This window comes from Sphingobacterium sp. SG20118, assembly GCF_044740685.1.
GTDB lineage: Bacteria > Bacteroidota > Bacteroidia > Sphingobacteriales > Sphingobacteriaceae > Sphingobacterium.
This window is the reverse complement of sequence record NZ_CP172826.1, coordinates 3,805,704-3,829,283: the sequence shown is the minus strand read 5'-3', so window position 1 is coordinate 3,829,283 and position 23,580 is coordinate 3,805,704. Positions and strand designations below refer to the sequence as shown.

The following is a 23,580-nucleotide window of genomic DNA, read 5'->3' as shown; positions in this document are numbered from 1 at the left end:
TTTTGTTCTGTTGCAATATATTATATGAAAAAAGCACTTGTTCTATTTTATTTTCTTGTATTCTACGCTACTTCTCAGTTGATTTGGTGGGGAGTTATGCTTGCTCGGTTTCAGCCACAAAGGAAATCGATGATTATTGGTGAGGGTATTTTTTTCTTGTTGATATTTTTATGGGGAGCGATGCGTTTGAAAAAGTTATTTGTACGCGAACAGAAATTGCAGCAACAGCAACAGAATTTTTTGTTAGCGATAACGCATGAGTTAAAATCGCCATTAGCTTCGGTGAAGCTATACATTCAAACGATTTTAAAGCGGGATTTGGATAAAGAACAACAACAAGTTTTTTTAAAGAATTCTTTAAAGGATATTGAACGTCTAGATGATCTGGTTGAGAATGTATTGCTTACTACTAAGCTTGAAAGTCGTAACTTTAATCTTCCTAAGGAAGAGTTTAACCTAACCGAATTAGTAGAGCAAATTGTTGATCGCCTACAGAAAAATGCCTGTAGAACTCAGGTGTTGAAACCCAAATTGGATGCGGATGTTATGCTTTATGCAGATAAATTTGCGATTAGCAATGTGGTTACCAATCTGATTGAAAATGCGATTAAATATTCGCCACCTTGTGCGAATGTTGTTGTAAAATTGACCAATGAAGCCCAAGGTATTGTTTTTTCTGTTGCTGATCATGGAATTGGCATCAGTGATAATGAGAAAAAACTTATCTTTAATAAATTTTATCGCGTTGGAAGTGAAGCGACGCGTAAAACTAAAGGTACAGGTTTGGGGTTGTATATAGTAAAGACCGTTTTGCAAAAGCATAACGCGTATATTAAGGTAAAAGATAACGCTCCTTCGGGGAGTATTTTTGAAGTAACATTTGATAAAAATGCAAAGTAAACAACGCATACTGCTCGTAGAAGACGAAGAACACTTGTTAGAGGCTATCAAGTTAAATTTGGAGTTAGAAGGTTACCGTGTGACAACAGCAACAGACGGAAAAAAAGCTTTGAAAATATTCAAGGAAGAACGTTTTAATTTAATCATCTTGGATGTCATGATTCCAGAAATAGATGGTTTTCAAGTCGCTGAAACTATTCGACTTCAAAATACGGAAGTTCCTATTATGTTTTTAACAGCTAAAAATAGTAGTGAGGATCGTATAACAGGCCTTAAAAAAGGTGCTGACGATTATCTAATAAAACCTTTCAACTTAGAGGAACTTATCTTAAGGGTAGGGAATTTGGTGCGTAGAAGTTTAAAACCAGACGATTTGAAAGAATTAAATTCTTATCAGATTGGAGATAAAACAATTTATTTTAATTCCTATGAATTGCATCATGCAGATGGGACAATTACTTCTTTAACAAAGAAGGAAACCATGCTGTTGAAGTTATTGATTGAGCGCCGTAATGAAGCTGTATCTCGTGAGCAAATATTGGAGACAGTGTGGAATTATGATGTTTATCCATCTACGCGAACGATTGATAATTTTATCTTGACTTTCCGTAAATATTTTGAACCGGATCAAAAGCATCCGATTTATTTTCATTCCATTCGTGGTGTCGGATATAAATTTACGGACAACAACGCTTAGTATTTTATGATGACATTGAAGGCTCGTGTAGCTGTTATTATTATTGCATTATTGTTCATCGGTTATGGCATCTATGCGGGACATTATCAAATTTCCATCCTGATTGCGGGCGGTGTTTGTTATCTCGTGTGGAGTCATTTGCGAGAAAGCTCTGTAGCGATGGCTAGTGATTCTTTTCATAAGCAGAACTACGAAAAAGCAAAGACTCTGTTGGCAGAAGTGAAGAACCCTGATCGTCTCAGAAAAGGACGTCGTAATATTTATGAATTTATGATGGGTACTATTTCGCTACATGAGGATCGCATAGATGAAGCCGAATATCACTTCCAATTGGCTTCAAGATTACCTTGGAAAAAAGATAATGAAAAGGGAATGATCTTGATTAATTTATCCAATATCAGCTTAAGAAAAGAGGCTTATGATCGTGCTCAGGCTTATATTGATGTGGCTAAAAAATTAAATTTGACTGAACGTCAGGCCAGTATAGTTGGGAAAATACAAAACGAAATTTCAAAACATATATAGTGATTACTACTTTACAAAACGATTTATTGATTCGCGCTGCACGCTCGCAGCAGACAGAACGCCCACCGGTGTGGATGATGCGTCAAGCTGGTAGATTTATGCCTGAGTATTGGGCGATTAAAAATAAATACTCCTTTTTGGAAATGTGCAAAACTCCTGAGATTGCAGCTGATGTTACGATGTTGCCTGTTGATCTATTGGGGATTGATGCTGCAATTTTGTTTTCTGACATCTTGGTAACAGGAGAAGCAATGGGTGGAGATTTGAGTTTCGAACAAGGTGTCGGTCCTCGTTTTGCCAATCCAGTACGTTCTTACGCTGATGCAGATAAATTGGTAACAGATTGTCTACCTAAATTGGAATATGTAGCTGATGCTATTAAAGTTATTCAACAGCGTTTGAATGGTAGTATTCCTTTGATCGGATTTGCTGGAGCACCTTTTACGATCTTGAGTTATTTAGTCGAAGGTGGTTCATCAAAAGATTTTAAATTGACCAAATTGATGTTGAATAATGAGCCTAAGTTGGCGCATATTATTCTTCAGAAGATTGCCGATGTAACGGTAGAATATTTAAATATGCAAATCGCTGCAGGTGTAAATGCAATTCAGTTGTTTGACAGCTGGGCATTAGCTTTATCTTGGAATGACTATAAGGAGTTTGCTCATTATTACAATAATCAGATTATCTCTAAATTGAACCGTCAAGATGTTCCTGTGATTTCTTTCTGTAAAGGTTCTTCTGTATTCGCTCCGATTATGGCAGAATCGAAGCCAGATGTAATTTCAGTAGATTGGAATGCAGATTTGAAAAATATCAAACAATCTTTGCCTGCTGGTATTGCTGTTCAAGGTAATTTGGATCCTTTTGTTTTATATGCTGATAAAAAAGTAATCAAAGAAAAAATCCTTCAATTGTTTGAGCGCATGCGTGGTGAAAATGGTTTTATTTTCAACTTAGGACATGGAATTATGCCCGACATTCCATTTGATAATGTAAAATACGCTATCGAAGTGGTTAAAGAATTTAGATACTAACTCGTATCCATTAATGAACAAAACAAGGAACAATATTTTGTTCCTTGTTTTGTTTTCTGTGATATCAACTCTCCAAGTAAATAAATATTCGACTATCTTTGTCCTAATTTTTCACAATCATGGTTTACCTTTACGCTAAAGCGATACATATTATTTTTGTCATTTGTTGGATGGCCGGTTTATTCTATATGCCGCGATTATTTATTTACCATACCGAAGCAAAAGAACAATCAAAAGAAACATATACCATCTTGCACAAGCAATTCTCAATCATGGAAAATCGTCTATGGTGGGTCATTACTACACCGGCTATGTATATTACGGTGAGTTCTGCTTTAGTGATGTTGTACGTTAATCCTGCATTATTGCAAATGGGTTGGATGCAGGTTAAGTTGGTGCTTGTAGCGGGCATGATTGCCTACCACTTTATAAGCCAACATATGTTATTCAACCTAAGAGATGAGAAATCTACGCTGAGTTCTTCAAAGCTTAGAATGTGGAATGAAGTATCTACGGTGTTATTATTCGCCATTGTTTTTACAGTCGTACTGAAATCAGCTTTAAATTGGATTTACGGTGTTGCGGGACTTTTATCATTAGCTATTTTATTAATGATTTTGATTAAAGCCTATAAAAAATATCGTATTTCTAAAGGGAGTAAGTAATATGGTTTCCTTGGCTTTTGTGATGTTGTAATTCTTTTACCTTTACTCTAAACAGTTAATCTTTTCGATAGACCCTGTGATTCTATTGCCACATTTAGGCCATCTGAGTAATTGATACCTTATCCATAACTTTTCAGAATAAATAATAGTGTACATTTGCAGTAAATAAAATATTGTTATGTCATTTGAGTCTTTAGGTTTATCGCACAATATCATTAGTTCTGTAAAGCAGTTAGGTTATCTCAAACCTTTTCCTATTCAAGAACAAGGTATTCCAGTTATTTTATCCGGTAAGGATATGATGGGAGTTGCACAAACGGGATCGGGAAAGACAGCCTGTTTTGTGATGCCTATTTTAGAAAAACTACAAGCTGAGGTTGTTCAACGTGATCGAAATATAGAAGTATTGATACTCGTTCCTACACGAGAATTGGCTATTCAAATTGATGAGGTTTTTAGAGCTTTTACTACCAATCTAAAACGAGAGGTTAGAACAATGGCAGTGTATGGCGGCGTATCTATCAATCCACAGATGAAGGGTATGTTAGGGGTAGAAGTCTTAACAGCAACTCCAGGACGTTTGCTTGATTTGATAAATAGTAAAGCATTAAGTATTGGTCAGATTCAACACCTGGTTATTGATGAGGCAGATAAAATGTTTCAAATGGGTTTTGAGGACGAATTGAAGCAACTTTTCGCTTTAATGCCTAAGAAAAAACAAACTACTTTATTTTCGGCAACATTAAATGATAAAATAGCGGAAATTAATAAAATACTTGCAATTGATCCGATTGTCATAGAAATCGATAGTGAAGATGTTCACATTGATCATATTGAGCAGATTGCCTATCATGTGACTTCCGAAACTAAGGGTCCGTTCTTACGGTATCTGATTAAAGAGAACAAGATGAATCAAGTACTCGTCTTTGTATCATCTACGCGTACAGCTGATAAATTGGTTGATAAATTAATAAAGAATAAAATTAGAGCCTTATCTATTCATGGTCAAAAATCGCAAGGTAATAGAAGGGACCATCTGGATTATTTCAAAAAGGGTGATGTACAAGTTTTGGTCGCTACAGATCTAATTGGCCGTGGGATACATATTGATGCTTTACCTGTTGTCATTAATTTTGAGTTACCTCGTTCTCCATTGGATTATGTACATCGTATTGGTAGAACAGGTCGTGCTCATGATACTGGTTTAGCGATCACGTTGCTAACTGACGAGGATTTACAGCATTTTGGTGTTATACAAAAGAAAATGGGTAAGTCAGTGGAAATTAAGCCAACAAACGAGGTAAATCTACACGGATATTAACAACTAATTTACTCATCCATCATTATCTGATGGAATAATAAAGCATCATACCTATCTCATAGGTATGATGCTTTATTGTTTACAGTAGTTCCCTAAATAGCATTAATTTTTTGTTGTTATTTCATGGAAAATAAATTTAACATCATCGTAATTGATGGGTATACTTGGTGAATAGTAGGGGATATCCATAAAACTCATAACTGAACCAGTTCCTAATTTTAAGGTACTACCTTTTTGCAGTAGTGCGAAAGGGGATCTTTTTTTGACACCCCCACTTCTAGGATAATAGAAATAATCACCCTTAAGGGTATCGCCTAGGATATTTCCCCTAATTTCCCCTGAATCTTTTGAACTGCCTCCATAATTAACCAAATAATGGCCATAAAAAAAGTTGTCATGTTTGGTCAGTCTCAGATAGGCTGTATCCCTATTTGAAATTGCCTGATAATCTTTCGTTTTTAAATTTGAAATATTTGATTGACAACTTATGGATAATAAAGTAATAGCAAGGAGGTAGATATTGATTATCGGTCTGGAAAAGGCTGTGCAAATATGAAACATTGAAAAATTATTTGAATATATATTATTGTGGAAACAGTAAATTTGAATTGGAATAGATCATAAACTGCATATTTTACTTCTTAAATTAAGTCTTTATCCATAAATCTGGTATTTCCAGTGGTATTATTTCTAAATTTAAGATTTGATTTGGAAATTATTGCATTAATTTTTCTTTAATGTTTTCCATTACATATACCAGATTGGTATTACTATTTCACCTTTATTCTTTCCCTGCCTTTATATCTCATTCGCAAAGTCGGATCTATTTTATAAATTAATACTTCAGTTAAGCTTTTCTAGTTGTTTTGGCTCAGAATTAATGATGTATTTATGATTCTTATGTCTGAATTTTCATCAAAAAATAAAGTAGGCTGTTAAAGGATTGGCAGTATATGAATAGAGAACTTTTTAATTATCGGACTCTAAGTTGAGATTCTGATGATTTATAACAATTGTACTCGAATTGTTATCTCAGAATTGCTGTATGCTGTTGTATATTTTTGAAAAAATGTATAATATTACATGTATGTTCTAGCTACCTATAGAAGCTAACATTATAACATGTGATTTCCGACCTATCAATAATCAAAGGGTTGCTATTATTTTACGATTATAAATTATGAAAAAATTAAAATTTTTGGTTACTGTTCTTTTGGTAACAGGAACAAGTCTTTTGAGCTTCGAAAGTTTTGCTCAGCAAACATTGAAAAAGAAAGATATTGGCTTACAGCTTTATTCAGTGAGAAGTTTGATTAAGAATGATGTTGACTATTTTCCTGTCTTACAGAAATTGTCTGCTATGGGGTATACTTCTGTAGAAGCAGCAGGATTTAGTGATGGTAAATTTTATAATAACACTCCACAAGAGTTTAAAAATAAAGTTGAAAAAGCTGGGATGCGCGTAGTTTCCTCGCATGCAACTAGAAATCTTTCAAAAGAAGAATTAGCATCTGGAAATTTTTCTGAAGCAATGAAGTGGTGGGAAGCGGCAATAGCAGCTCATAAGGCTGCCGGGATGGAATATATTGTTACGCCATGGATGGAAGTTCCAAAAACGATAAAGGATTTGGAATTACAGTGTAAGTATCTAAATGAGGTCGGTAAATTATGTCGCCAAAATGGAATGAAGTATGGATATCATAACCATTCGCACGAATTTCAAAAAGTAGAGGATAAGGTTGTGATGCTAGATTATATGATCGAACATACAAATCCTGAAGATGTATTTTTTGAATTAGATGTATATTGGACGGTAATGGGACAATCTAGTCCAGTTGATTACTTTAGCAAATATCCAGGAAGATTTAAAGCACTTCATATCAAAGATCGCCGCGAAATAGGACAAAGTGGAATGGTGGGCTTTGATGCGATCTTTAAAAATGCAAAAAAAGCTGGTGTGAAGCACATATTTGTGGAACTAGAAGAAGTTTCTGTTGATTTGGAAACAGGCCTTAAAGAGAGTATCGATTACCTTTTAGCGGCTCCGTATGTTGAAGCAAGCTATTCAAAATAGTCGGTTCTAGCTTTCCTATCTAAAAAAGAAATCACGTGTCTGTGTAGGCACGTGATTTCTTTTTTAGTTACTAATTGTCTAGTTGTTATCCGAATTATGCACCGAAACATAAATATTTTATTTCCATATATTCATCTAATCCATGTTTTGATCCCTCGCGACCGATTCCTGACTCTTTTACACCACCGAATGGGGCAGCAGCATTTGAAATCAAACCGGTATTAATACCAACCATGCCCGCTTCCAGTTGCTCGGACACGCGAAAACATCGATTTACATTTTGACTATAGAAATAGGATGCTAAACCAAATGGGGTGTCGTTGGATAATGTAATCGCAGACTCTTCAGTTGTAAATTTAAACAATGCACATACCGGCCCAAATGTTTCCTCCTGGGCAATACGTGCTGTATGCGATATATGAGTCAATACAGTGGGCTCAAAGAATAAACCCTTTAATTGTTTACCACCTGTTGTGATTTTGGCTCCATGTTGCAGCGCATCATCAATATGGTTTTTAACTTTTTCAAGTCCCTTCAGATTAATTAGTGGGCCAACTTCAATACCTTTATCTAGGCCATTTCCTACTTTAAGTTCTTTAACTGCTGTGGTAAGTTTTTTTGCGAATTCTTCGTATACATTTTCTTGGACATAAAAACGATTGATGGAAACACAAGTTTGTCCTGAATTGCGAAACTTGCCCGCTATTGCCCCTTTTACTGCGGCATCTATATCGGCATCGTCAAATACAATAAATGGGGCATTGCCTCCCAATTCCATGGATACTTTTTTGATATTGGAAGCAGATTGTGCGATTAGGGATTTCCCCACCTCCGTTGAACCTGTAAATGATAGTTTTCTTATTACTGGGTTTGTTGCCAGCTCTTTGCCAAAACCGGCACTATCTTTACTGGTTACGACATTAAAAACTCCTTTAGGAAGCCCAGCTTCTTCTGCCAACTTAGCTAATGCAATAGCGGAAAAGGGAGTTTGTGAGGCAGGTTTTAATACAATGGTACAGCCTGCAACAAGGGCAGGGGCTACCTTGCGCGTAATCATTGCTAAGGGGAAATTCCAAGGTGTGATGGCAGCGACTACACCAATTCCTTGCTTTATGGTTATCATGCGATTTCCATTTTGAGCAGAAGGTATTGTTTCACCATATGTTCTTTTTCCTTCTTCTGCAAACCATTCAACAAATGAATTCCCATATTCAACTTCTGTCAATGACTCTTTCAAGGGTTTACCACTTTCAAGTGTTATAATTTCTGCTAAATAATTTTTATTCTTTAAGATCAGACCGTACCAATTTCTAACTAAGATACTACGCTGTGTAGTGGATAATGAACGCCAGGTTTTCCAAGCTGTTTCTGCTGCTGCTATCGCATTTTGACACGCTTTTACTTCTAGATCAGGAACGGAGTCTATTACTTTTCCTGTAGCAGGGTTAATGACATCGAATGTGTGTATGTGGGAAATGAATTTTCCATTTATATAAGCTTGATTTAGCAATAAGGGATTTTTCATAGCGTCTTTATTTTAAATGAATTTTTTGCTCGTTTGTTTGGAGGGTATTTCGCATTGTTCTTGTTTTCCAAACCAACGGTATCTATTTTTTGCGATATAATCATAACAATTGTCTCGCCAAGATGTTGGTAAAAAGATTAAAGGAAAAAGTAAGGCGTACGGATAGCCTATATCTTTAGCAATATATAGGGCTGCGGTACTTTTTGTAAAGATTTTATTATTTCTGAGATATAGGATAGAGTCTGTGCCTGGAGGTAGATGACGAACATAGCTATCCCCAATCTTAGATTGTAAGGATGTAAATCTAAATTGATCTTTTTTATCTCTCTTGATGATAAAATTAACAGTCTTATTGCAGAGGTTGCAAATCCCATCAAATAATATGAGTTGTTTAGGATTTTCTTTCATCATTTAAAGTTATAAATTAAAAAGGGAGAACTTTCGAACTCCCTTTTTTAATATAATTAAAGATTCTTCATAATGGTATGACCCATTCGGTCTCTCTTTGTTTTTAAATATTCCTCATTATAAGGGTTAGATTGGATTTCGATAGCTACGTTTTCTATGATTTCTAATCCATATCCAACCAAACCTGCTCGTTTTGTAGGATTGTTGGACATTAAGCGCATTTTGGTAACACCAAGATTTCTCAAAATCTGAGCGCCAATTCCATAATCGCGTAAATCTGCTTTGAAGCCTAATTGAATATTGGCGTCTACAGTGTCGATACCACTTTCTTGCAGTTTGTATGCTTGCAATTTGTTTACTAGACCTATTCCACGGCCTTCTTGATTCATGTATACGATAACACCTTTACCTTCTTTTTGAATCATCTCCATTGCTTTATGTAATTGTGGACCACAATCACAACGGCAAGAGCCAAAGATATCACCAGTAAGACATGAGCTATGTACACGTACTAAAATAGGCTCTTCTTCAGTCCATTCGCCTTTGTAAAGTGCTAGATGGTGCTCGCCTGTATCTTTTTGTGTGTAAGCTTTTAATTTAAAATCACCGAATGCCGTTGGCATATCGACTTCAACTTCTTCAGTGATAAGGGAATCATGTTTTAAACGATATTCGATTAAATCCTCAATGCTGATAATCTTTAAATCAAAACGTTTTGCTACTTCCATTAATTCTGGAAGTCTTGCCATTTCACCATCGTCTTTTAAAATCTCAACCAATACACCTGCTGGTTCGAAACCAGCAAGACGTGCCAAGTCTACAGTAGCTTCTGTATGACCTGTACGACGTAATACACCACCATCTTTTGCGATTAGTGGAAATATATGCCCTGGGCGTCCAAGCTCGACAGGGTCGATGTTTGGATCGATTAACGCTTTGATTGTTTTTGAACGGTCGGAAGCTGAAATTCCTGTTGTACAACCATATCCTTGTAGGTCAACAGAAACCGTAAAATTAGTTTCGTAAACAGCGGTATTCTTACCTACCATTAATTCTAAATTCAGTTCATCACAACGTTGTTTCGTTAAAGGTGCACATACTAAACCTCTTCCGTGTGTTGCCATGAAATTGATGACTTCTGGTGTAGCATTTCTAGCTGCTGTAACAAAATCACCTTCATTTTCGCGGTCTTCATCATCCACTACGATGATCACTTTGCCAGCTTTTATATCTTCGATTGCTTCTTCAATCGTGTTTAATTTGAACTCCATCGATCTCTTAAATGTATATATACAAAGGTAGTATAGTATTCTATTTTATTTATAATGTATAAGTCAAAATGAGCTTATTATTGCACTTTTGGCTTCTTTTTAGCTAGTTTGTTCTTAAGCCATTTCAATCCTGCCTCGGCTTTTATCTTATATTGGTCGATATCGAAGAGGGCAGAGTCTGTCGTGGATTTATAGGTTAAGAATCCTGCTAAGGGAGACAATACAATAATGGCCATCCACATTCCTAGGATAGGTGAAATGGAACCGTCTTTAGCCGATTTTTCTGCCACCGTTGAGATGATGTGATAAATCAGAAAGAAGATAATAGCCATGATGACAGGAAGACCTAATCCTCCTTTACGAATAATAGCTCCTAAGGGTGCTCCAATAGCAAATAGTAGTAAACAAGACACCGCTAGTGTGAATTTTCGATGAAATTCAATCTGGTAGCGTATGTCTTTTGAATTTAAATCTTTATAATCGGGCAATCTATTACTAAGATCGTCTTTCATATAATTGAGTTGACTTAAAGCACTTGCGGTAATTTGAACTCGCTGTTCAGGACTGACGATATCCTGCATAAGATCATTGAATGGTTTTACTTGAACAGGTTTTATCGTTTCGTTCCCCTGTTTAGTATTGAAATATGGAGAAAACAGATTGAAACGATGGTCCATTGTATTGGATAACATATGTTTCACGCTGTCTAACTTAACTTTATTCGAATCGGTATATACTTTGAGCTGTTTTAAGTTTAACATGGCATGGTGACTCTTGAACAGATTTTCATCTGTTTTTTGCATTTTATTCCATTCCATATCAAATTTTTGTTCAGTCTCTTTGAATTTAAATCTGGTAAATTGTTGGCGAGGGTCGTAACTTTTTGAGCTTTTTACGCGTGCATCTTCATAGCGTATACCATCTTTTAGTTTTAAGATCATATAACTATTATCAGGTGAGTTGTAGATAAACCCTTCTTTAGCAATTAAAACGGTATTTCCTGCATTTCCACCTTGATTGTCATAAATCATAAGGTCATAAAGGATCGTTCCATTTTCATTTTTACCTTTTGCACGAATGGAATATCCAGGTATGGTATTGTTGAAGATTCCCGGCTTAATTAAAAAGTCAGCCTTTTTGTTCCTAACGTCATAAAGCAATGAACCCATTTTTAGATTGGCAATGGGTAGAATGTAATCTGAAAAAAGAAATGAACTTAAGCTGAAGAAACCCACTAATATGAATAGTGGGGTCATGGCTTTTCTAAGCGATACTCCTGCAGCTTTGATGGCAACAAGCTCATAGCTTTCACCCAAGTTTCCAAAAGTCATGATGGATGACAATAGCATAGAAAGTGGCATGGCCATTGAAATTTGCGTGACACATGCGTAGCCTAGCAATTTTAAAATGACAATCCACTCGAAGCCTTTGCCTATTAAATCATCAATGTATTTAAATAAGAAAAGCATTAAAAGCACAAACATCACAATGCAAAAAGTGACGAGAAATGGCTTTATAAAGGATTTAAGAATAAGTAGATAAATCTTTTTCATCCGATCATGTGTTCCTTGCTAAAGCTTTGATTATTTTTGAAGCTTTAGAGGCCTAATTTTAATAGACCTTATTTAGATGCAAAGATATACTTTTTTATCCTCCTATCACACTTTGTAAGTATTCTATTGAATTATTCCAGATCATTTTACGATTTTCTACATCATCCTCTTTAGCAAAATCTGTGATCCTTAATGCGACATCATTTGTTAATTCGTCTTGATCAATTTCTAATTCAAAGTAGTAAGGTTCATCTTCGAGCCATTTATAACGGATGAGTTTATTTTCTTTAATATTGACTATTTTAGCTTTATGACTCTCATCGTCCCAAACAAAGTCATAGATAGATTCTCGATAATTCACGTCATCAGCAAACCATTGTGATAGGGCATTCGGCTCCTGTAAAAAGGGGAATAAAATTCTAGGTGAAGAATTTACGATATATTCTAAGGTTAATTTTATTTTTTCAGCCATATTACATGAATATTTATTTTTTATTATGATAAATAAAAACTACATTTGCATTCCCAAAAACGGCGGGGTAGCTCAGATGGTTAGAGCGCAGGATTCATAACCCTGAGGTCGGCAGTTCGATTCTGCTCCCCGCTACAAAAACTCTAAATCCTTTATTGCGTATTGGTTATACTTTTATAGTATTATTTGTAATAATACATATTTATTTTGTCTTTGCAATTATTTTCCAAAAAAGTTTTATTTAAAAAGTTGTGAAAGATAGGGAGCCTTTTCGATACCTGATTTTTTATTTACTACTCCGCTTATTTTTTACAATTAGTATTTGTTTCATTATAAAGGAATTGCGTTTTTTTTAGTCTCTAAGACTGTTAAAACATGAAAAAAAAACAAAAAAAGCTTTTTTTATGACGGGTTATTGCTATATTTGCATACCGAAAAACGGCGGGGTAGCTCAGATGGTTAGAGCGCAGGATTCATAACCCTGAGGTCGGCAGTTCGATCCTGCTCCCCGCTACGAAAAAAGCTTCAAGTTTACTTGAAGCTTTTTCATTTTATATCTTTTTGAAGTATCTATCATTTATCCTTTTCTCGTTATTCTAAGAAAACAGAAAAAAACTAAATCCTAAATTACATTTTATTTTACTACTTGTTCTTCTACATATTTTTTTAAATTATTAAGGATAGCCTGCCAACCGGCATGCTGCTGTTCTTCGGAGTGTGTGGTTTCGCTATCAAAGCTCTGAACGATGGTTACGACATGATTGTTCTCAAAGAATGTTGTACTTACTTTTCGATTATCTTCTAAGCTATAGGCGATATGTTGTAAAGGTTTTACTTCATCATATTGTCCTCCTAGAATGAAGCTAAAGCTTTTATCTTTAGCAGCCATGTGAAAGCTGAATTTACCACCCACACGAAGGTCGTTGGTTGCTGATGTTGTTTCCCAATCTTCACTGGCGGCATTCCAAATGACAATATGTTCTGGAAGAGTAAATAGCTTCCAGACGAATTCTAAAGGAGCATGTATATCGGCACTGACAGTTATTGTTGACATAATTTTTTGTTTATAAAGTATTAATATAAAGATAATTAATATTTCTTAAGATTGGAGTCTTCTTTTTAATTGTCGTTAAAAGCTAAACTCTTCCAATTTTCTTTATTCAGATATTTCAGCATGTATAAAAATATGGCCCATGCAATGGCTGCACTTGCCCAAATGACCATTTCGTACTGATGAATAATGATATGTAAAAATCCTATAAGAGCCAATAAGCCTAATACTAATAGATTGATAAATACTTTGCTTTTGCCATTTTCACTTGCTTCGGAAAAAGGAAATGATTTGACTAAAAATAACATGACCAAGACACTTTCGATTCCCCCAATGGCTGTTGCCAACAGAATATCATTGAAAACATGTACGCCAAACATCGGTATACAAATCATTAAGAAAATAAGATTGAAAGGGATGAAATACTTTATAAATGCAGCTTTCAAAACGCCTGACATCAGTTCGCCCGTTTGTTGAATGGGGGCCGCATAATAAATCCATGCTGCTTTGTATTGATTACTTTTGGTGATCAACTGGAATACGGTTAATACCGTCAATAAGGAAAGATAAAAAAGCATAATGTATATACCTGAGGTATTCAGACGAGTTATCTGCTCAGTCATTGAACTACTTTTTCCTTGCAGGAATAGAAATATAAAATAAATCGGTAAGTAGGCCATAGTTGGATACAATTGCATTTTAAACTCTCTTGAGCGCGCAGTTATCAACCATATAATTGAAAAACCAGCCTTTTCTAAGGGTGTGCTAGTAAAGATTGTTTCCAGTTTTTTATAAAATGGCTTCTTATTTCCACGGTCAATTTTATCGCTTTCGACTGGAGCATCTCCACTTGCCAATTGCGCGATTTTAGTATTGAAATCTTTTGAGAATAATCGTGAAGCACCTGATATAGAGACAATAAGTAGTGTCATGCTCAGCGCAGAAAAGCTTATTGACAATACCGTGAAATCTTTGTTTATCAACGCTTGGAATGATGCTATCCAGGTTCCTGGAGAAAACCAAAGCAACTTGAGGTTATCTATACTGGTTTCCCCCTCTGTGATATTCTGCATGACTCTTGGCCCAATTTGATAGCTCAGGAAAATAAAAATTGAAAAGAATATTTGGAGGTAATTGATGACATCTTTAAACTTTTGAATGGATAAGAAACGGAGACATAAAGAGTAGAAAATATTGACAAAGAAAACCGCGATTATGGTCGCTATTATAATTTGAATTAGGAAAATAATAGCTGGGAAAATACCCCAGCTTATAAAAATATATATTAAACCGGGCAATGACATTGCCAGTAGTTGAGTCGAAATCTTTATGAGCATGTAAAGCACTCTTGAAAAAGCAACTGTTTTATCGTTTACAGGTCTTGGAAGAATGATGTATTGGTCTTTATTATCGAGTAGAATGGTTGAGAAGTCTGAGATCAGGGATAATGATAACATCGACAATAGCATAGTTAGAAATAAGGATGCTGCTAAAAATTTGTCTTCAATAACGACGATAAAAGATAAGAATATGAATCCCATGAATAGGAAAATAAAAAATTGAAACCAAGTGGAATACTTGGAAGCTTTTTTATTTTTGTTTTGCGAAAACGAAGCTAAAGGACGTCGATCATCTATCGTTAGTTTTGTCTCTATGATTAATTTTAACTGCGCGACATCTATGCCCATGGCTGTCCATAATTTACTGAATAGTAAAATGAATTTTAACGTAAGTTTTTGCATGGTATTAGATTAACGAATGGCTGAAATAATATGTGATGCATCTACACTGCTATCTTCTTTCCCTGTAAGTTTGGAAAAAATCTGTTCTAGAGAATCGGCTTGATTTGTTTTTAATTGTTCAAATGTACCGTCGGCTATGATATTGCCTTCAGAAATGAGCATAATGCGGTCAGACACTTTTTCGACAACATCCATCATGTGTGAGCAATAAAAAATTGTTTTGCCTTCTTTGGCTAATAGGGAGATTAATTCTTTGACAACAATTACTGCATTGGCATCTAATCCAGATAAAGGCTCGTCGAGCACAATGATTTTTGGATTGTGGATAATACCAGATATCAATAGTACTTTTTGGCGCATTCCTTTTGAGAACGTATCCATCCTGTTATTCATACTTGCTTCAAGACCAAATGCGATTAACAATTGTTGGGCCTTTTGTTGGATGATAGTATGGTCCATACCATATAACTTACCGACGAAGTCTAGATATTCCATAGGTGTTAGGACATCATAGAGTTTCTGCGTTTTCTGGAACGTAGCCTATAAGCGCTTTTACCGCCAGAGGATCTTCCTTGATATCAATATCATTTATGATTACTTCACCTTCAAAATCATTGATTAATCCAGTTAGAATTTTTACTGTTGTAGACTTTCCTGCACCATTGGGGCCGATATAACCAATTACTTGACCGGGGTAGATATCAAGATTTATCCCTTTTAATATTTCTTTTGTCCCGTAAGATTTGTGCAGATTTGAAATTTTGATAATTGGTTTGCTCACTTCCATAAAATAAGTTATTATGAGCTAAAGATATAAAATTTGAAAGCTAAATTTTTAAAATGCAAAAAACAATAATCCACATTGCAATTTAGTTACAAATTGAATGAGAAAATAGCTCCTTGTATGAATATCTCCTTATCTATTGGTTTTTACCAAACCAATATTGTGTTATCACATTTTAGTATTTTTTCAACTAGGGCTTTTTATCGTTAATTGGATAACCTTCTTCATCTAAATCGTTGCGGAAATCTTCTGGAGTTTCAGCGAGTAATTTATCAATTGGTTTTATTTTAACTTCGCCTTCTATGCGCATACCATCTTCATTCAAGTCGTCTGCTATCAAGTCGTCCAAGTCTGCATATTCATCGCCGACATACGGGTTAGAATTGTCGTATGAGGAGTCATCGTCAGCAGCTCCTTCTGCGACTGTTTCATAATCACTTGGGTGATCATAATCAGGATCGCTATCCTCTACATCTAATTCGAAAGATTGCTTATCAGTATCGTATGCCAATTGATCAGCAATCTGAATTTCTTTATCTTCCTCGTTCTTTTTGTTCTGTTTAGACATTTTAAAATCTCCTCTCTATATCAAGAAAACAAAAAAAGAGCATAAAAGTTTAAAATTTAAGACTCGATTTTAATATCATATTCCATAAGCAACCCAGGTAGGGTTAATAATGAAAATTTTGCTTTTCTTAACCTATTTTTATTAGGCGAAAGGGTGATATTAATTGCATTTCTAAAATCTACTTGCTCTAGATTTGTCTGATCAAAAATGGATTGATTTAAGTCACAATTATAAAAAGAAGAGCCAGTGAGATCTGATTCAGAAAAATCTACTTCTCGCATTTGACAATCTTTAAATGTTGTTTTTTTTATTTTTAATTGGTAAAAGGAAGCATGATCGATGTTGCAATTTTCAAACTTAAAAGACAAACCAAAGGTATTGCACTGTTGGAATTGTAAACCTAATAATTTGCAATCACGAAAAATGGCTTGTTGAAATGTCGTGCCAGATAGCTTAGCCAGTGAAAAATTACAATCTACGAATATACAATCTGTGAATATGCTATTATTAAGTTTACTGGCAGAGAAGTCACAATTCTCAAACCTACAATTGTCATATTCAGCCTGTTCAAAAAGATTTTTTTTAAAATCAATGGAAGTCAACTTTTCCCCTTCGTAGTATTCAGTAGTCATACTCAAAAGTAGAGATTAAAACCAAGAATAAGTTATAAATAATAGGCTTTATTTGCTGATTGTAGCTGTCAATTAAATTTGTGATAAAAAAATGATAGGTTAAATCAAACTCAGGTTTTGGATTGGCCACAAATATCTTGGAGATTGTGGCCAATGATTATTTTCAATTATAGTTGTTGTACTTATATTTCCTATTTCAAGTCATTATTGTAACTTTTTATAATTCTTGGTAGATTAAAAAAATGAACTGTAATTTCAGGGTCTGTAAATGCTTTAAAAATCTGATTAACAGGTTTTCTAATTAGCATTTGGGTTTTTGCACATATTTCATTTTCTATCTTTGATGTTACTACAGGTGTTTTAAATAATTGATTATTCCGATTACATCCTGTTTTCCTAAACCTGCATCGTGCGCTTTTTGATAGCTGTCAATTAACACTTTGCTTAATGGTGAGTCTAAACCTTCATCTTTTGCTAATTTTATATCCTTTAGCATAAAGTCTAATGCAAAAGCTGGAGAATAATCTTCCTGTAAGAGTTGGGGTGTCTTCACCTTGGTGGCTCCGCTACCACTTGCACTTTCGTTTATAATAGCTAACATGTCAGATCTAGATATTCCGCTTTTTTCAGCAAATAGTACAGTTTCGGCAAGGCCTTGGTAAATAATAGAAAGGAAATAGTTGATTGCAAGTTTAGCCGCAATACCACTTCCTACTGGCCCAAGATGCTTGACTGCCTTTCCTAGCTTTTGCAAATAGGGTAAAGCTTCTTCAATATCCTTCTTGTTTCCACCAGCCATAATGATCAATGTCCCTTCTTTAGCTGGAGCAGTACTGCCAGCAACTGGAGCATCAATAAAACGGGCCTCCTTTTCTCCTAATTGTTGCGCTAAGGATAATGATAATTCTTTTGATATCGTACTCATATCAATGAATAGTTTTTCAGTTAGGTCCTCTAGGAGGAGGATGTCTTGATAAAGGTCGCGAATTGCCTCATCATTAGAGACCATGGTAAAGATGATGTCACAGTTTTTAACTAATTCTGTAGCGCTTAAGTACACTTCTGAAAGATCTGTAAAAGGTTCTGATTTACTTGCTGTTCGATTGAAAACTGAAAGTGGGAAACCTGCTTTTTCAAGATTTTTAGCCATTGGATATCCCATGTTACCTAGACCTATCCAACCAATTTTTTTATTATCCATGTGTGCTACGTTTTATACAGATATAACAACTATTTTCAATTGATGGTTTTTATATTCTGTAGGAGTTAGTTATTTTATTTTGAAGATTTTATAATTGATTTCTCTTTCTTCAATGCCTCGCTTTTAATCTTATATATTTATTTGTATTTTTTATTGAGGAGGTATCCAATATGGGTACCTGCATTCACTATTTGTTTTCGTATAAATACAATTTGACATAGAGTTCTTCTACTTTTTTGCGTGCCCATGGTGTTTTTCGTAAAAAAACTAATGATGATTTAATACTCGGATTTTCATTGAAGCACCGAATATTGATACGCTCACCTAAGCCTTCCCATCCTCCAAAATATGCGACTAGATATTCTAATATTGCATCTAATCTTTGCCCATGTAGGGGATTATTAATTTGTTCCATTATTGGTTTGTTTTTTAAAGTTTAAATCTTGAAAGTCAAAGCTAAAATCTGTTAAGGGTGAAATGGGCTTCATGGTAAATTCGATCTTGTTGTTACCTAGAATATTGAAATATATAAACGCGTCTGCATACATAAAACGATTATGCCATTTGACAACATACGTGTTGTCTTTATAATAGAACAGCTCGCCGGTAAGTTGTGGAGAACGTTTAGAAGCAAAAGTTAATTTACCATTTTTAAGCCGAATGGATACCTCACCAAGCCATTTATCCATGTATCGACCTTGTATGTCTTGGTCATGCTGGTGCTTTGTTTTTTTATTATCTTCAACGATTTGCCATGTTTTTTGCGTGATTTGGTCTGCATGTTCGACAGTTAATGCATTTGACTTTTCATAAGTAGTGATCCAATGCTGGTCGGGAATTCCTAGATAGAAATCTTTTATACTGTTACTAATGGCATTGAATGCTGCCCCCTCTTGTTGATTGGTCAAGACCACTATGCCAAGCTTTAGTTGCGGAAGCATGATAATTTGTGTTACGATTCCCTCCAAGCCGCCTGTATGTGAGACCTCCAATTTACCAGCTATATCAGTGAGACGAAATCCTAAACCATAAGACCTAAATAGGGAATAGTATGGGGCCACCGTTTGTACAGGCATGATGGTTTGTGCCGTAGTTAGTTCTTTTAATTGTTTTTCAGAAATCAATTGTTTCCCATTATTATCCCCATTATTAAGGTGAAAAATCATCCACTTATTGAGATCGTTGATATTTGAATAAATTCCTCCAGCTGCATCCAAGATGGTATTGGTATAACGGCTGCTGACCTGATTCTTTCCAGCTATAGGAACGTGGGGTGAAATTACATCCTCTTTGTCTCGTAATAATTTCCAGTTTGGTGCAGAACGATTCATCCCTAATGGTGTGAAAATTTGGTCTTGAACAAAATTCTGCCAACTTTGACCTGATACTTTTTCTAAAACTTCTCCAGCAATGATATACAGTAGATTGTCGTAGTCATATTTTGTACGAAAGGGCGAGGTAGGTTTTAAGTATTGTATGTTATGAATAATATCTTTAGGGGTAAAATCATGGCCATCTGGCCATATCATCAAATCTCCAGCACCTAAGCCCAAGCCACTTCTGTGTGTCAATAGATCACGAATTGTGAAATTTTCACTTACATAATCATTATACATCTTGAATTCTGGTATATATTTTTGAACACGATCATCCCAATTTAGTTTCCCCTGGTCTACTAACATGGCGAGTGCACTTGTTGTAAAAGCTTTAGAGTTGGAAGCAATGCCAAAATTAGTGGTGGCATAAACTTTGTTCGTTTTATTTAAATCGGCAATGCCATAGCCTTTAGCGAAAATTACCTGATTATCTTTTACAATACCAACAGCAATTCCTGGTACATTAAAAGTAGACAATGATTTTTGGACCAAAGAGTCCATGGTGCTTTCTTTTATATGCTGGGCAAATAAAGATGAAATGCTAAAAAAGAGAAAGGCTATGAAGACTGTTTTTTTCATTCACTCGTTGTTTTATTCAAATATCTGAATAAAACAACAATTGTTTAGCCTTTGTGTGAAATACGAGCGTTTTTATTTAGGTGCTTTTTGCTCCGCGCGTTAATTTTTCTACGACATCCCATTGCTCATCTGTCACAGCATCTAGTCCATTGAATTCACCAGCACCTTTTAACCACTCACCACCATCGATTGTAATGACATCACCATTGATGTATCCGGAATAATCAGACACGAGATAAGCGGCTAAATTGGCTAGCTCTTGTAGGCTTCCGGTTCTTCCGAGCGGAATTCTATTGATAGGATTGAGGGTATCACTGAGGTTGCTTGGAAAGAGACGGTCAAAGGCACCTGTTGTATGAAAAGGTCCCGGTGCAATTGCATTGATACGGATACCTTTACGACCCCATTCTACAGCCAATGATCTGGTCATAGCGATTACACCCGATTTGGCACATGCCGAAGGAACAACGTAACCTGAACCGGTACTTGCATAGGTGGTTACGATATTGAGTATGGCTTTATCTTGATCTTTGTTAGCAATCCAAATTTTACCAAGTGCTAAGGTACAGTTTATGGTACCTTGTAAAACAATTCCTAAAACAGATTCAAATGCGCGATGACTCAATCTTTCAGTGGGAGAGATAAAGTTGCCAGCAGCATTATTGACTAATATATCGATAGAACCTAACTCTTGGATGCCATAGTTAATAACTTTTTCTACTTGTTCATAGTCACGTACATCACAAGCAGCCGCTATGCATTTACCTGATGTTTCGATACTAAGCTCCTTGGCGGTTTGCTGGATTACATCGTCTTTTCGACTTGTGATGATACACTGGGCACCTAATTGTAAAAAGTATCGCGTCATGGCTTTACCAAGGCCTGTACCACCACCTGTAATCAATATGTTTTTTCCTTTTAGTGCATCATCACGAAGCATACCTTGTGTTGTACTCATTTGGATATCATTTAGTGATTTATAATCAATATTATCCAATTTACGCAAAATAAATTTCACTTTCGAGTTATTTACAATTTGCTATCTTAATAGTAACCAGAACATGCTTTCTTTTCGGTCAAGAAATCTTATTTGTTCACATAAAAAAATAACTGAGCATGCCGTAAATCTCTTTTAAGGGATATCTTTTCTTTTTTATGAAAATAGCGTATGTATTTAACATGATAATAAACCTAGTAATCTTGTGTGGGTGACGGAAATATGAAGTGTGATGATTATATTAAAAACATGTTAACTTTAGATTTTGGGAAAGAATGAGAAAAGTTGAAAATAGAAAAGGCCTGTCTCCATGAGGGACAGGCCTTTTTTATCTATTTGCTTAAGACATGAATTTATTCATGTCTTAATAAGACTTATGCACCTAATTGTACACGTTTGAATGCAGTAACAGTTAAACCTTTTGAAACTGAATCTAAGAATTGAGCGATAGATTTAGAATTATCTTTTACAAATTCTTGGTTCAACAAAGTAGTTTCTTTGAAGAATTTATTCAATTTACCAGCAGCGATTTTCTCAGCCATTTCAGCTGGTTTACCTTCTGCCATGATTTGCTCTTTAGCGATAGCGATTTCACGCTCGATTGTATTAGAATCAACACCATCTTTATCGATAGCGATAGGGTTCATAGCTGCAATTTGCATAGCAACATCTTTACCCGCTTCTTCTATACCAGCAATGTCAGCAGATAAACCTACTAATACCGCTAAACGGTAGTTCGCATGGATATAAGCAACAACTTTCTCAGCAGAAATAGTTTCGTATTTAGAAACATCAATTTTCTCACCGATTTTACCAGTTTGTTCGATTAATAAATCAGCAATTTTAGTACCACCAATTTCTAAAGCTTTTAAGTCTTCTAAAGAAGCAGGTTTGTTAGCCAAAGCAACTTCAGCAATTGACTCAGCAAAAGCTACGAAATCAGCATTTTTAGCTACGAAATCTGTCTCACAGTTTACTTCAACTACGATACCTGATTTACCATCAGCAGCAGCTTTAGCAATGATAACACCTTCGTTAGAATCACGGTCTTGACGGCTAGCAGCAACTTTAGCTCCTTTTTTACGTAAGTAATCTACAGCAGCTTCGAAATCACCGTTTGCTTCTACTAACGCTTTTTTACAATCCATCATACCTGCGCCTGTTTGTTGACGCAACTTGTTTACATCTGATGCAGAAATTTGTACTGACATGATATATTCTTTTTAAATTTTTGACTTATTATTTTCTTGACAATATTAACCTAAATCGTGTTAAGTTAATATAAAGTTTAGCCTTTCTTGTTACAGAAAAGATAAACCAAAAAACCGGACAGATAGGTTAGTCCAAGAAAAGAATTCTTTTCCAGAAACCAACGCTACGCTATCCGGTTTGGAATAAAAAATATTATTCTCCGTCTTTCGCTTTACGAGGACGTTTAGCTTCTGAAGCTTCAGTAGTATCAACTTTAGCCTTAGCTGCAGCTGCTTCTTTTTCTGCTTCGTCTTCTTTATCACGTTTACGTTCGTCCAAACCTTCTTGGATTGCTTGACCAATGATGCTTGCGATTAAGCTAATAGATTTACTAGCGTCATCATTTGCAGGGATTGGGAAATCAATGTTTGAAGGGTCAGAGTTTGTATCAACCATTGCAAAAGTAGGGATGCTCAATTTGATTGCTTCAGTAACAGCGATGTGTTCTTTTTTCACATCGATGATGAATAAAGCAGCCGGTAAACGGTTCAAATCAGCGATACCACCCAAAAGTGATTCTAATTTGATACGCTCACGTTGAATCATCAACTTCTCTTTTTTAGATAATACATCGTATGTACCATCTTTTTGCATTTTGTCAATTGTAGACATTTTTTTGATGGACTTACGCACTGTTGTGAAGTTTGTAAGCATACCACCTAACCATCTCTCAGTAACGAAAGGCATGTTAACTGCTTTCGCTTGTTGAGCTATGATTTCTTTTGCTTGTTTTTTCGTTGCTACGAATAAAACTTTACGACCTGATTTTACGATTTGTTTGATAGCTGATGAAGCTTCTTCTAATTTCGTAAGAGTTTTGTTCAAATCGATAATATGGATCCCGTTGCGCTCCATGAAAATGTATTTAGACATTTTCGGATCCCATTTACGAGTAAGGTGACCAAAGTGCACACCTGCATCCAATAAATCTTGATAAGTTGTTCTTGCCAT

At 35.3% G+C, this 23,580-nt stretch carries 25 protein-coding genes and 2 tRNA genes; 9 read left to right on the top strand and 18 right to left on the bottom strand.

Features of this window, described 5'->3' with window-relative positions:
* Nucleotides 1-24: 24 nt before the first annotated feature.
* The 6 genes from ACFX5U_RS17655 to ACFX5U_RS17630 all read left to right on the top strand — a co-directional run bounded on the left by ACFX5U_RS17655 (nucleotide 25) and on the right by ACFX5U_RS17630 (nucleotide 5,145).
* On the top strand, nucleotides 25-900 hold the full coding sequence (locus tag ACFX5U_RS17655; protein WP_038700622.1) for a sensor histidine kinase KdpD: 876 nt from the start codon (nucleotides 25-27) through the stop codon (nucleotides 898-900).
* The gene (locus tag ACFX5U_RS17650; RefSeq protein WP_021189964.1) at nucleotides 890-1,597 is read left to right on the top strand and encodes a response regulator transcription factor; all 708 of its coding nucleotides are present in this window, start codon (nucleotides 890-892) and stop codon (nucleotides 1,595-1,597) included. The genes ACFX5U_RS17655 and ACFX5U_RS17650 overlap by 11 nt, the downstream gene beginning before the upstream one ends.
* A 6-nt stretch (nucleotides 1,598-1,603) precedes the next feature.
* Complete coding sequence (locus tag ACFX5U_RS17645; protein ID WP_400261613.1) at nucleotides 1,604-2,122, top strand: hypothetical protein; 519 nt, start codon at nucleotides 1,604-1,606, stop codon at nucleotides 2,120-2,122.
* Nucleotides 2,122-3,159 carry a uroporphyrinogen decarboxylase gene (hemE, locus tag ACFX5U_RS17640; RefSeq protein WP_038700619.1) on the top strand — a complete coding sequence of 346 codons (1,038 nt, stop codon included), beginning with the start codon at nucleotides 2,122-2,124 and terminating at the stop codon, nucleotides 3,157-3,159. Before ACFX5U_RS17645 ends, hemE begins: the two co-directional genes overlap by 1 nt.
* 119 nt (nucleotides 3,160-3,278) lie before the next feature.
* A complete protein-coding gene (locus ACFX5U_RS17635; RefSeq protein WP_038700617.1) occupies nucleotides 3,279-3,824 on the top strand; it encodes a CopD family protein in 546 nt (181 codons plus the stop codon).
* 178 nt (nucleotides 3,825-4,002) lie between these two features.
* Complete coding sequence (locus tag ACFX5U_RS17630) at nucleotides 4,003-5,145, top strand: DEAD/DEAH box helicase (protein ID WP_400261612.1); 1,143 nt, start codon at nucleotides 4,003-4,005, stop codon at nucleotides 5,143-5,145.
* Between the two features lie 102 nt (nucleotides 5,146-5,247).
* Here the strand turns inward: ACFX5U_RS17630 and ACFX5U_RS17625 are convergent, their stop codons facing one another.
* Complete coding sequence (locus tag ACFX5U_RS17625; protein ID WP_400261611.1) at nucleotides 5,248-5,706, bottom strand: hypothetical protein; 459 nt, start codon at nucleotides 5,704-5,706, stop codon at nucleotides 5,248-5,250.
* A gap of 619 nt (nucleotides 5,707-6,325) precedes the next feature.
* On the opposite strand from ACFX5U_RS17625, the gene ACFX5U_RS17620 reads away from it, so the two are divergent.
* Complete coding sequence (locus tag ACFX5U_RS17620) at nucleotides 6,326-7,219, top strand: sugar phosphate isomerase/epimerase family protein (RefSeq protein ID WP_400261610.1); 894 nt, start codon at nucleotides 6,326-6,328, stop codon at nucleotides 7,217-7,219.
* 94 nt (nucleotides 7,220-7,313) lie between these two features.
* Here the strand turns inward: ACFX5U_RS17620 and ACFX5U_RS17615 are convergent, their stop codons facing one another.
* The 5 genes from ACFX5U_RS17615 to ACFX5U_RS17595 all read right to left on the bottom strand — a co-directional run bounded on the left by ACFX5U_RS17615 (nucleotide 7,314) and on the right by ACFX5U_RS17595 (nucleotide 12,448).
* On the bottom strand, nucleotides 7,314-8,744 hold the full coding sequence (locus tag ACFX5U_RS17615; protein WP_400261609.1) for an NAD-dependent succinate-semialdehyde dehydrogenase: 1,431 nt from the start codon (nucleotides 8,742-8,744) through the stop codon (nucleotides 7,314-7,316).
* A 12-nt stretch (nucleotides 8,745-8,756) separates the two neighbouring features.
* The gene (locus ACFX5U_RS17610) at nucleotides 8,757-9,155 is read right to left on the bottom strand and encodes a thiol-disulfide oxidoreductase DCC family protein (RefSeq protein ID WP_081918427.1); all 399 of its coding nucleotides are present in this window, start codon (nucleotides 9,153-9,155) and stop codon (nucleotides 8,757-8,759) included.
* Between the two features lie 53 nt (nucleotides 9,156-9,208).
* Nucleotides 9,209-10,423 (bottom strand): bifunctional 3,4-dihydroxy-2-butanone-4-phosphate synthase/GTP cyclohydrolase II, encoded by a 1,215-nt coding sequence (locus ACFX5U_RS17605; protein ID WP_038700607.1) that lies wholly within the window; start codon nucleotides 10,421-10,423, stop codon nucleotides 9,209-9,211.
* 77 nt (nucleotides 10,424-10,500) lie between these two features.
* Nucleotides 10,501-11,976 carry an LptF/LptG family permease gene (locus ACFX5U_RS17600; protein WP_400261608.1) on the bottom strand — a complete coding sequence of 492 codons (1,476 nt, stop codon included), beginning with the start codon at nucleotides 11,974-11,976 and terminating at the stop codon, nucleotides 10,501-10,503.
* Between the two features lie 94 nt (nucleotides 11,977-12,070).
* Nucleotides 12,071-12,448, bottom strand: a complete 378-nt coding sequence (locus ACFX5U_RS17595; RefSeq protein WP_038700603.1) for an START-like domain-containing protein — start codon at nucleotides 12,446-12,448, stop codon at nucleotides 12,071-12,073.
* A 61-nt stretch (nucleotides 12,449-12,509) separates the two neighbouring features.
* Here ACFX5U_RS17595 and ACFX5U_RS17590 point away from each other — a divergent pair.
* Nucleotides 12,510-12,583: transfer RNA gene (locus ACFX5U_RS17590), tRNA-Met, on the top strand.
* A gap of 305 nt (nucleotides 12,584-12,888) precedes the next feature.
* Nucleotides 12,889-12,962, top strand: a tRNA-Met gene (locus tag ACFX5U_RS17585).
* Between the two features lie 120 nt (nucleotides 12,963-13,082).
* Here the strand turns inward: ACFX5U_RS17585 and ACFX5U_RS17580 are convergent.
* The 12 genes from ACFX5U_RS17580 to rpsB form a co-directional block, all read right to left on the bottom strand.
* Entirely contained in the window at nucleotides 13,083-13,502 is a 420-nt protein-coding gene (locus tag ACFX5U_RS17580; RefSeq protein WP_038700602.1) for an SRPBCC domain-containing protein, read from the bottom strand.
* Nucleotides 13,503-13,567: 65 nt separating this feature from the next.
* Nucleotides 13,568-15,241, bottom strand: coding sequence for a hypothetical protein (locus tag ACFX5U_RS17575; RefSeq protein WP_400261607.1), 1,674 nt, complete (start codon nucleotides 15,239-15,241; stop codon nucleotides 13,568-13,570).
* A gap of 9 nt (nucleotides 15,242-15,250) precedes the next feature.
* Nucleotides 15,251-15,736: an ATP-binding cassette domain-containing protein gene (locus ACFX5U_RS17570; protein WP_400261606.1), complete on the bottom strand. Its 486-nt coding sequence runs from the start codon at nucleotides 15,734-15,736 to the stop codon at nucleotides 15,251-15,253.
* Between the two features lie 13 nt (nucleotides 15,737-15,749).
* Nucleotides 15,750-16,028 (bottom strand): ATP-binding cassette domain-containing protein, encoded by a 279-nt coding sequence (locus tag ACFX5U_RS17565; RefSeq protein WP_400261605.1) that lies wholly within the window; start codon nucleotides 16,026-16,028, stop codon nucleotides 15,750-15,752.
* A gap of 187 nt (nucleotides 16,029-16,215) precedes the next feature.
* Entirely contained in the window at nucleotides 16,216-16,593 is a 378-nt protein-coding gene (locus ACFX5U_RS17560; protein WP_038700596.1) for a hypothetical protein, read from the bottom strand.
* Between the two features lie 56 nt (nucleotides 16,594-16,649).
* Complete coding sequence (locus ACFX5U_RS17555; protein ID WP_400261604.1) at nucleotides 16,650-17,225, bottom strand: pentapeptide repeat-containing protein; 576 nt, start codon at nucleotides 17,223-17,225, stop codon at nucleotides 16,650-16,652.
* Nucleotides 17,226-17,574: 349 nt separating this feature from the next.
* Nucleotides 17,575-18,426 (bottom strand): NAD(P)-dependent oxidoreductase, encoded by an 852-nt coding sequence (locus ACFX5U_RS17550; RefSeq protein WP_400261603.1) that lies wholly within the window; start codon nucleotides 18,424-18,426, stop codon nucleotides 17,575-17,577.
* A gap of 187 nt (nucleotides 18,427-18,613) precedes the next feature.
* Nucleotides 18,614-18,844, bottom strand: a complete 231-nt coding sequence (locus ACFX5U_RS17545) for a VF530 family DNA-binding protein (RefSeq protein WP_400263613.1) — start codon at nucleotides 18,842-18,844, stop codon at nucleotides 18,614-18,616.
* Entirely contained in the window at nucleotides 18,828-20,381 is a 1,554-nt protein-coding gene (locus tag ACFX5U_RS17540) for a serine hydrolase (protein ID WP_400261602.1), read from the bottom strand. Before ACFX5U_RS17540 ends, ACFX5U_RS17545 begins: the two co-directional genes overlap by 17 nt.
* Nucleotides 20,382-20,457: 76 nt before the next feature.
* Nucleotides 20,458-21,339 (bottom strand): SDR family oxidoreductase, encoded by an 882-nt coding sequence (locus tag ACFX5U_RS17535; protein ID WP_400263612.1) that lies wholly within the window; start codon nucleotides 21,337-21,339, stop codon nucleotides 20,458-20,460.
* A 413-nt stretch (nucleotides 21,340-21,752) separates the two neighbouring features.
* Nucleotides 21,753-22,589 (bottom strand): translation elongation factor Ts, encoded by an 837-nt coding sequence (gene tsf / locus ACFX5U_RS17530; RefSeq protein WP_038700584.1) that lies wholly within the window; start codon nucleotides 22,587-22,589, stop codon nucleotides 21,753-21,755.
* A 193-nt stretch (nucleotides 22,590-22,782) separates the two neighbouring features.
* Nucleotides 22,783-23,580, bottom strand: a complete 798-nt coding sequence (gene rpsB, locus ACFX5U_RS17525; RefSeq protein WP_038700582.1) for a 30S ribosomal protein S2 — start codon at nucleotides 23,578-23,580, stop codon at nucleotides 22,783-22,785.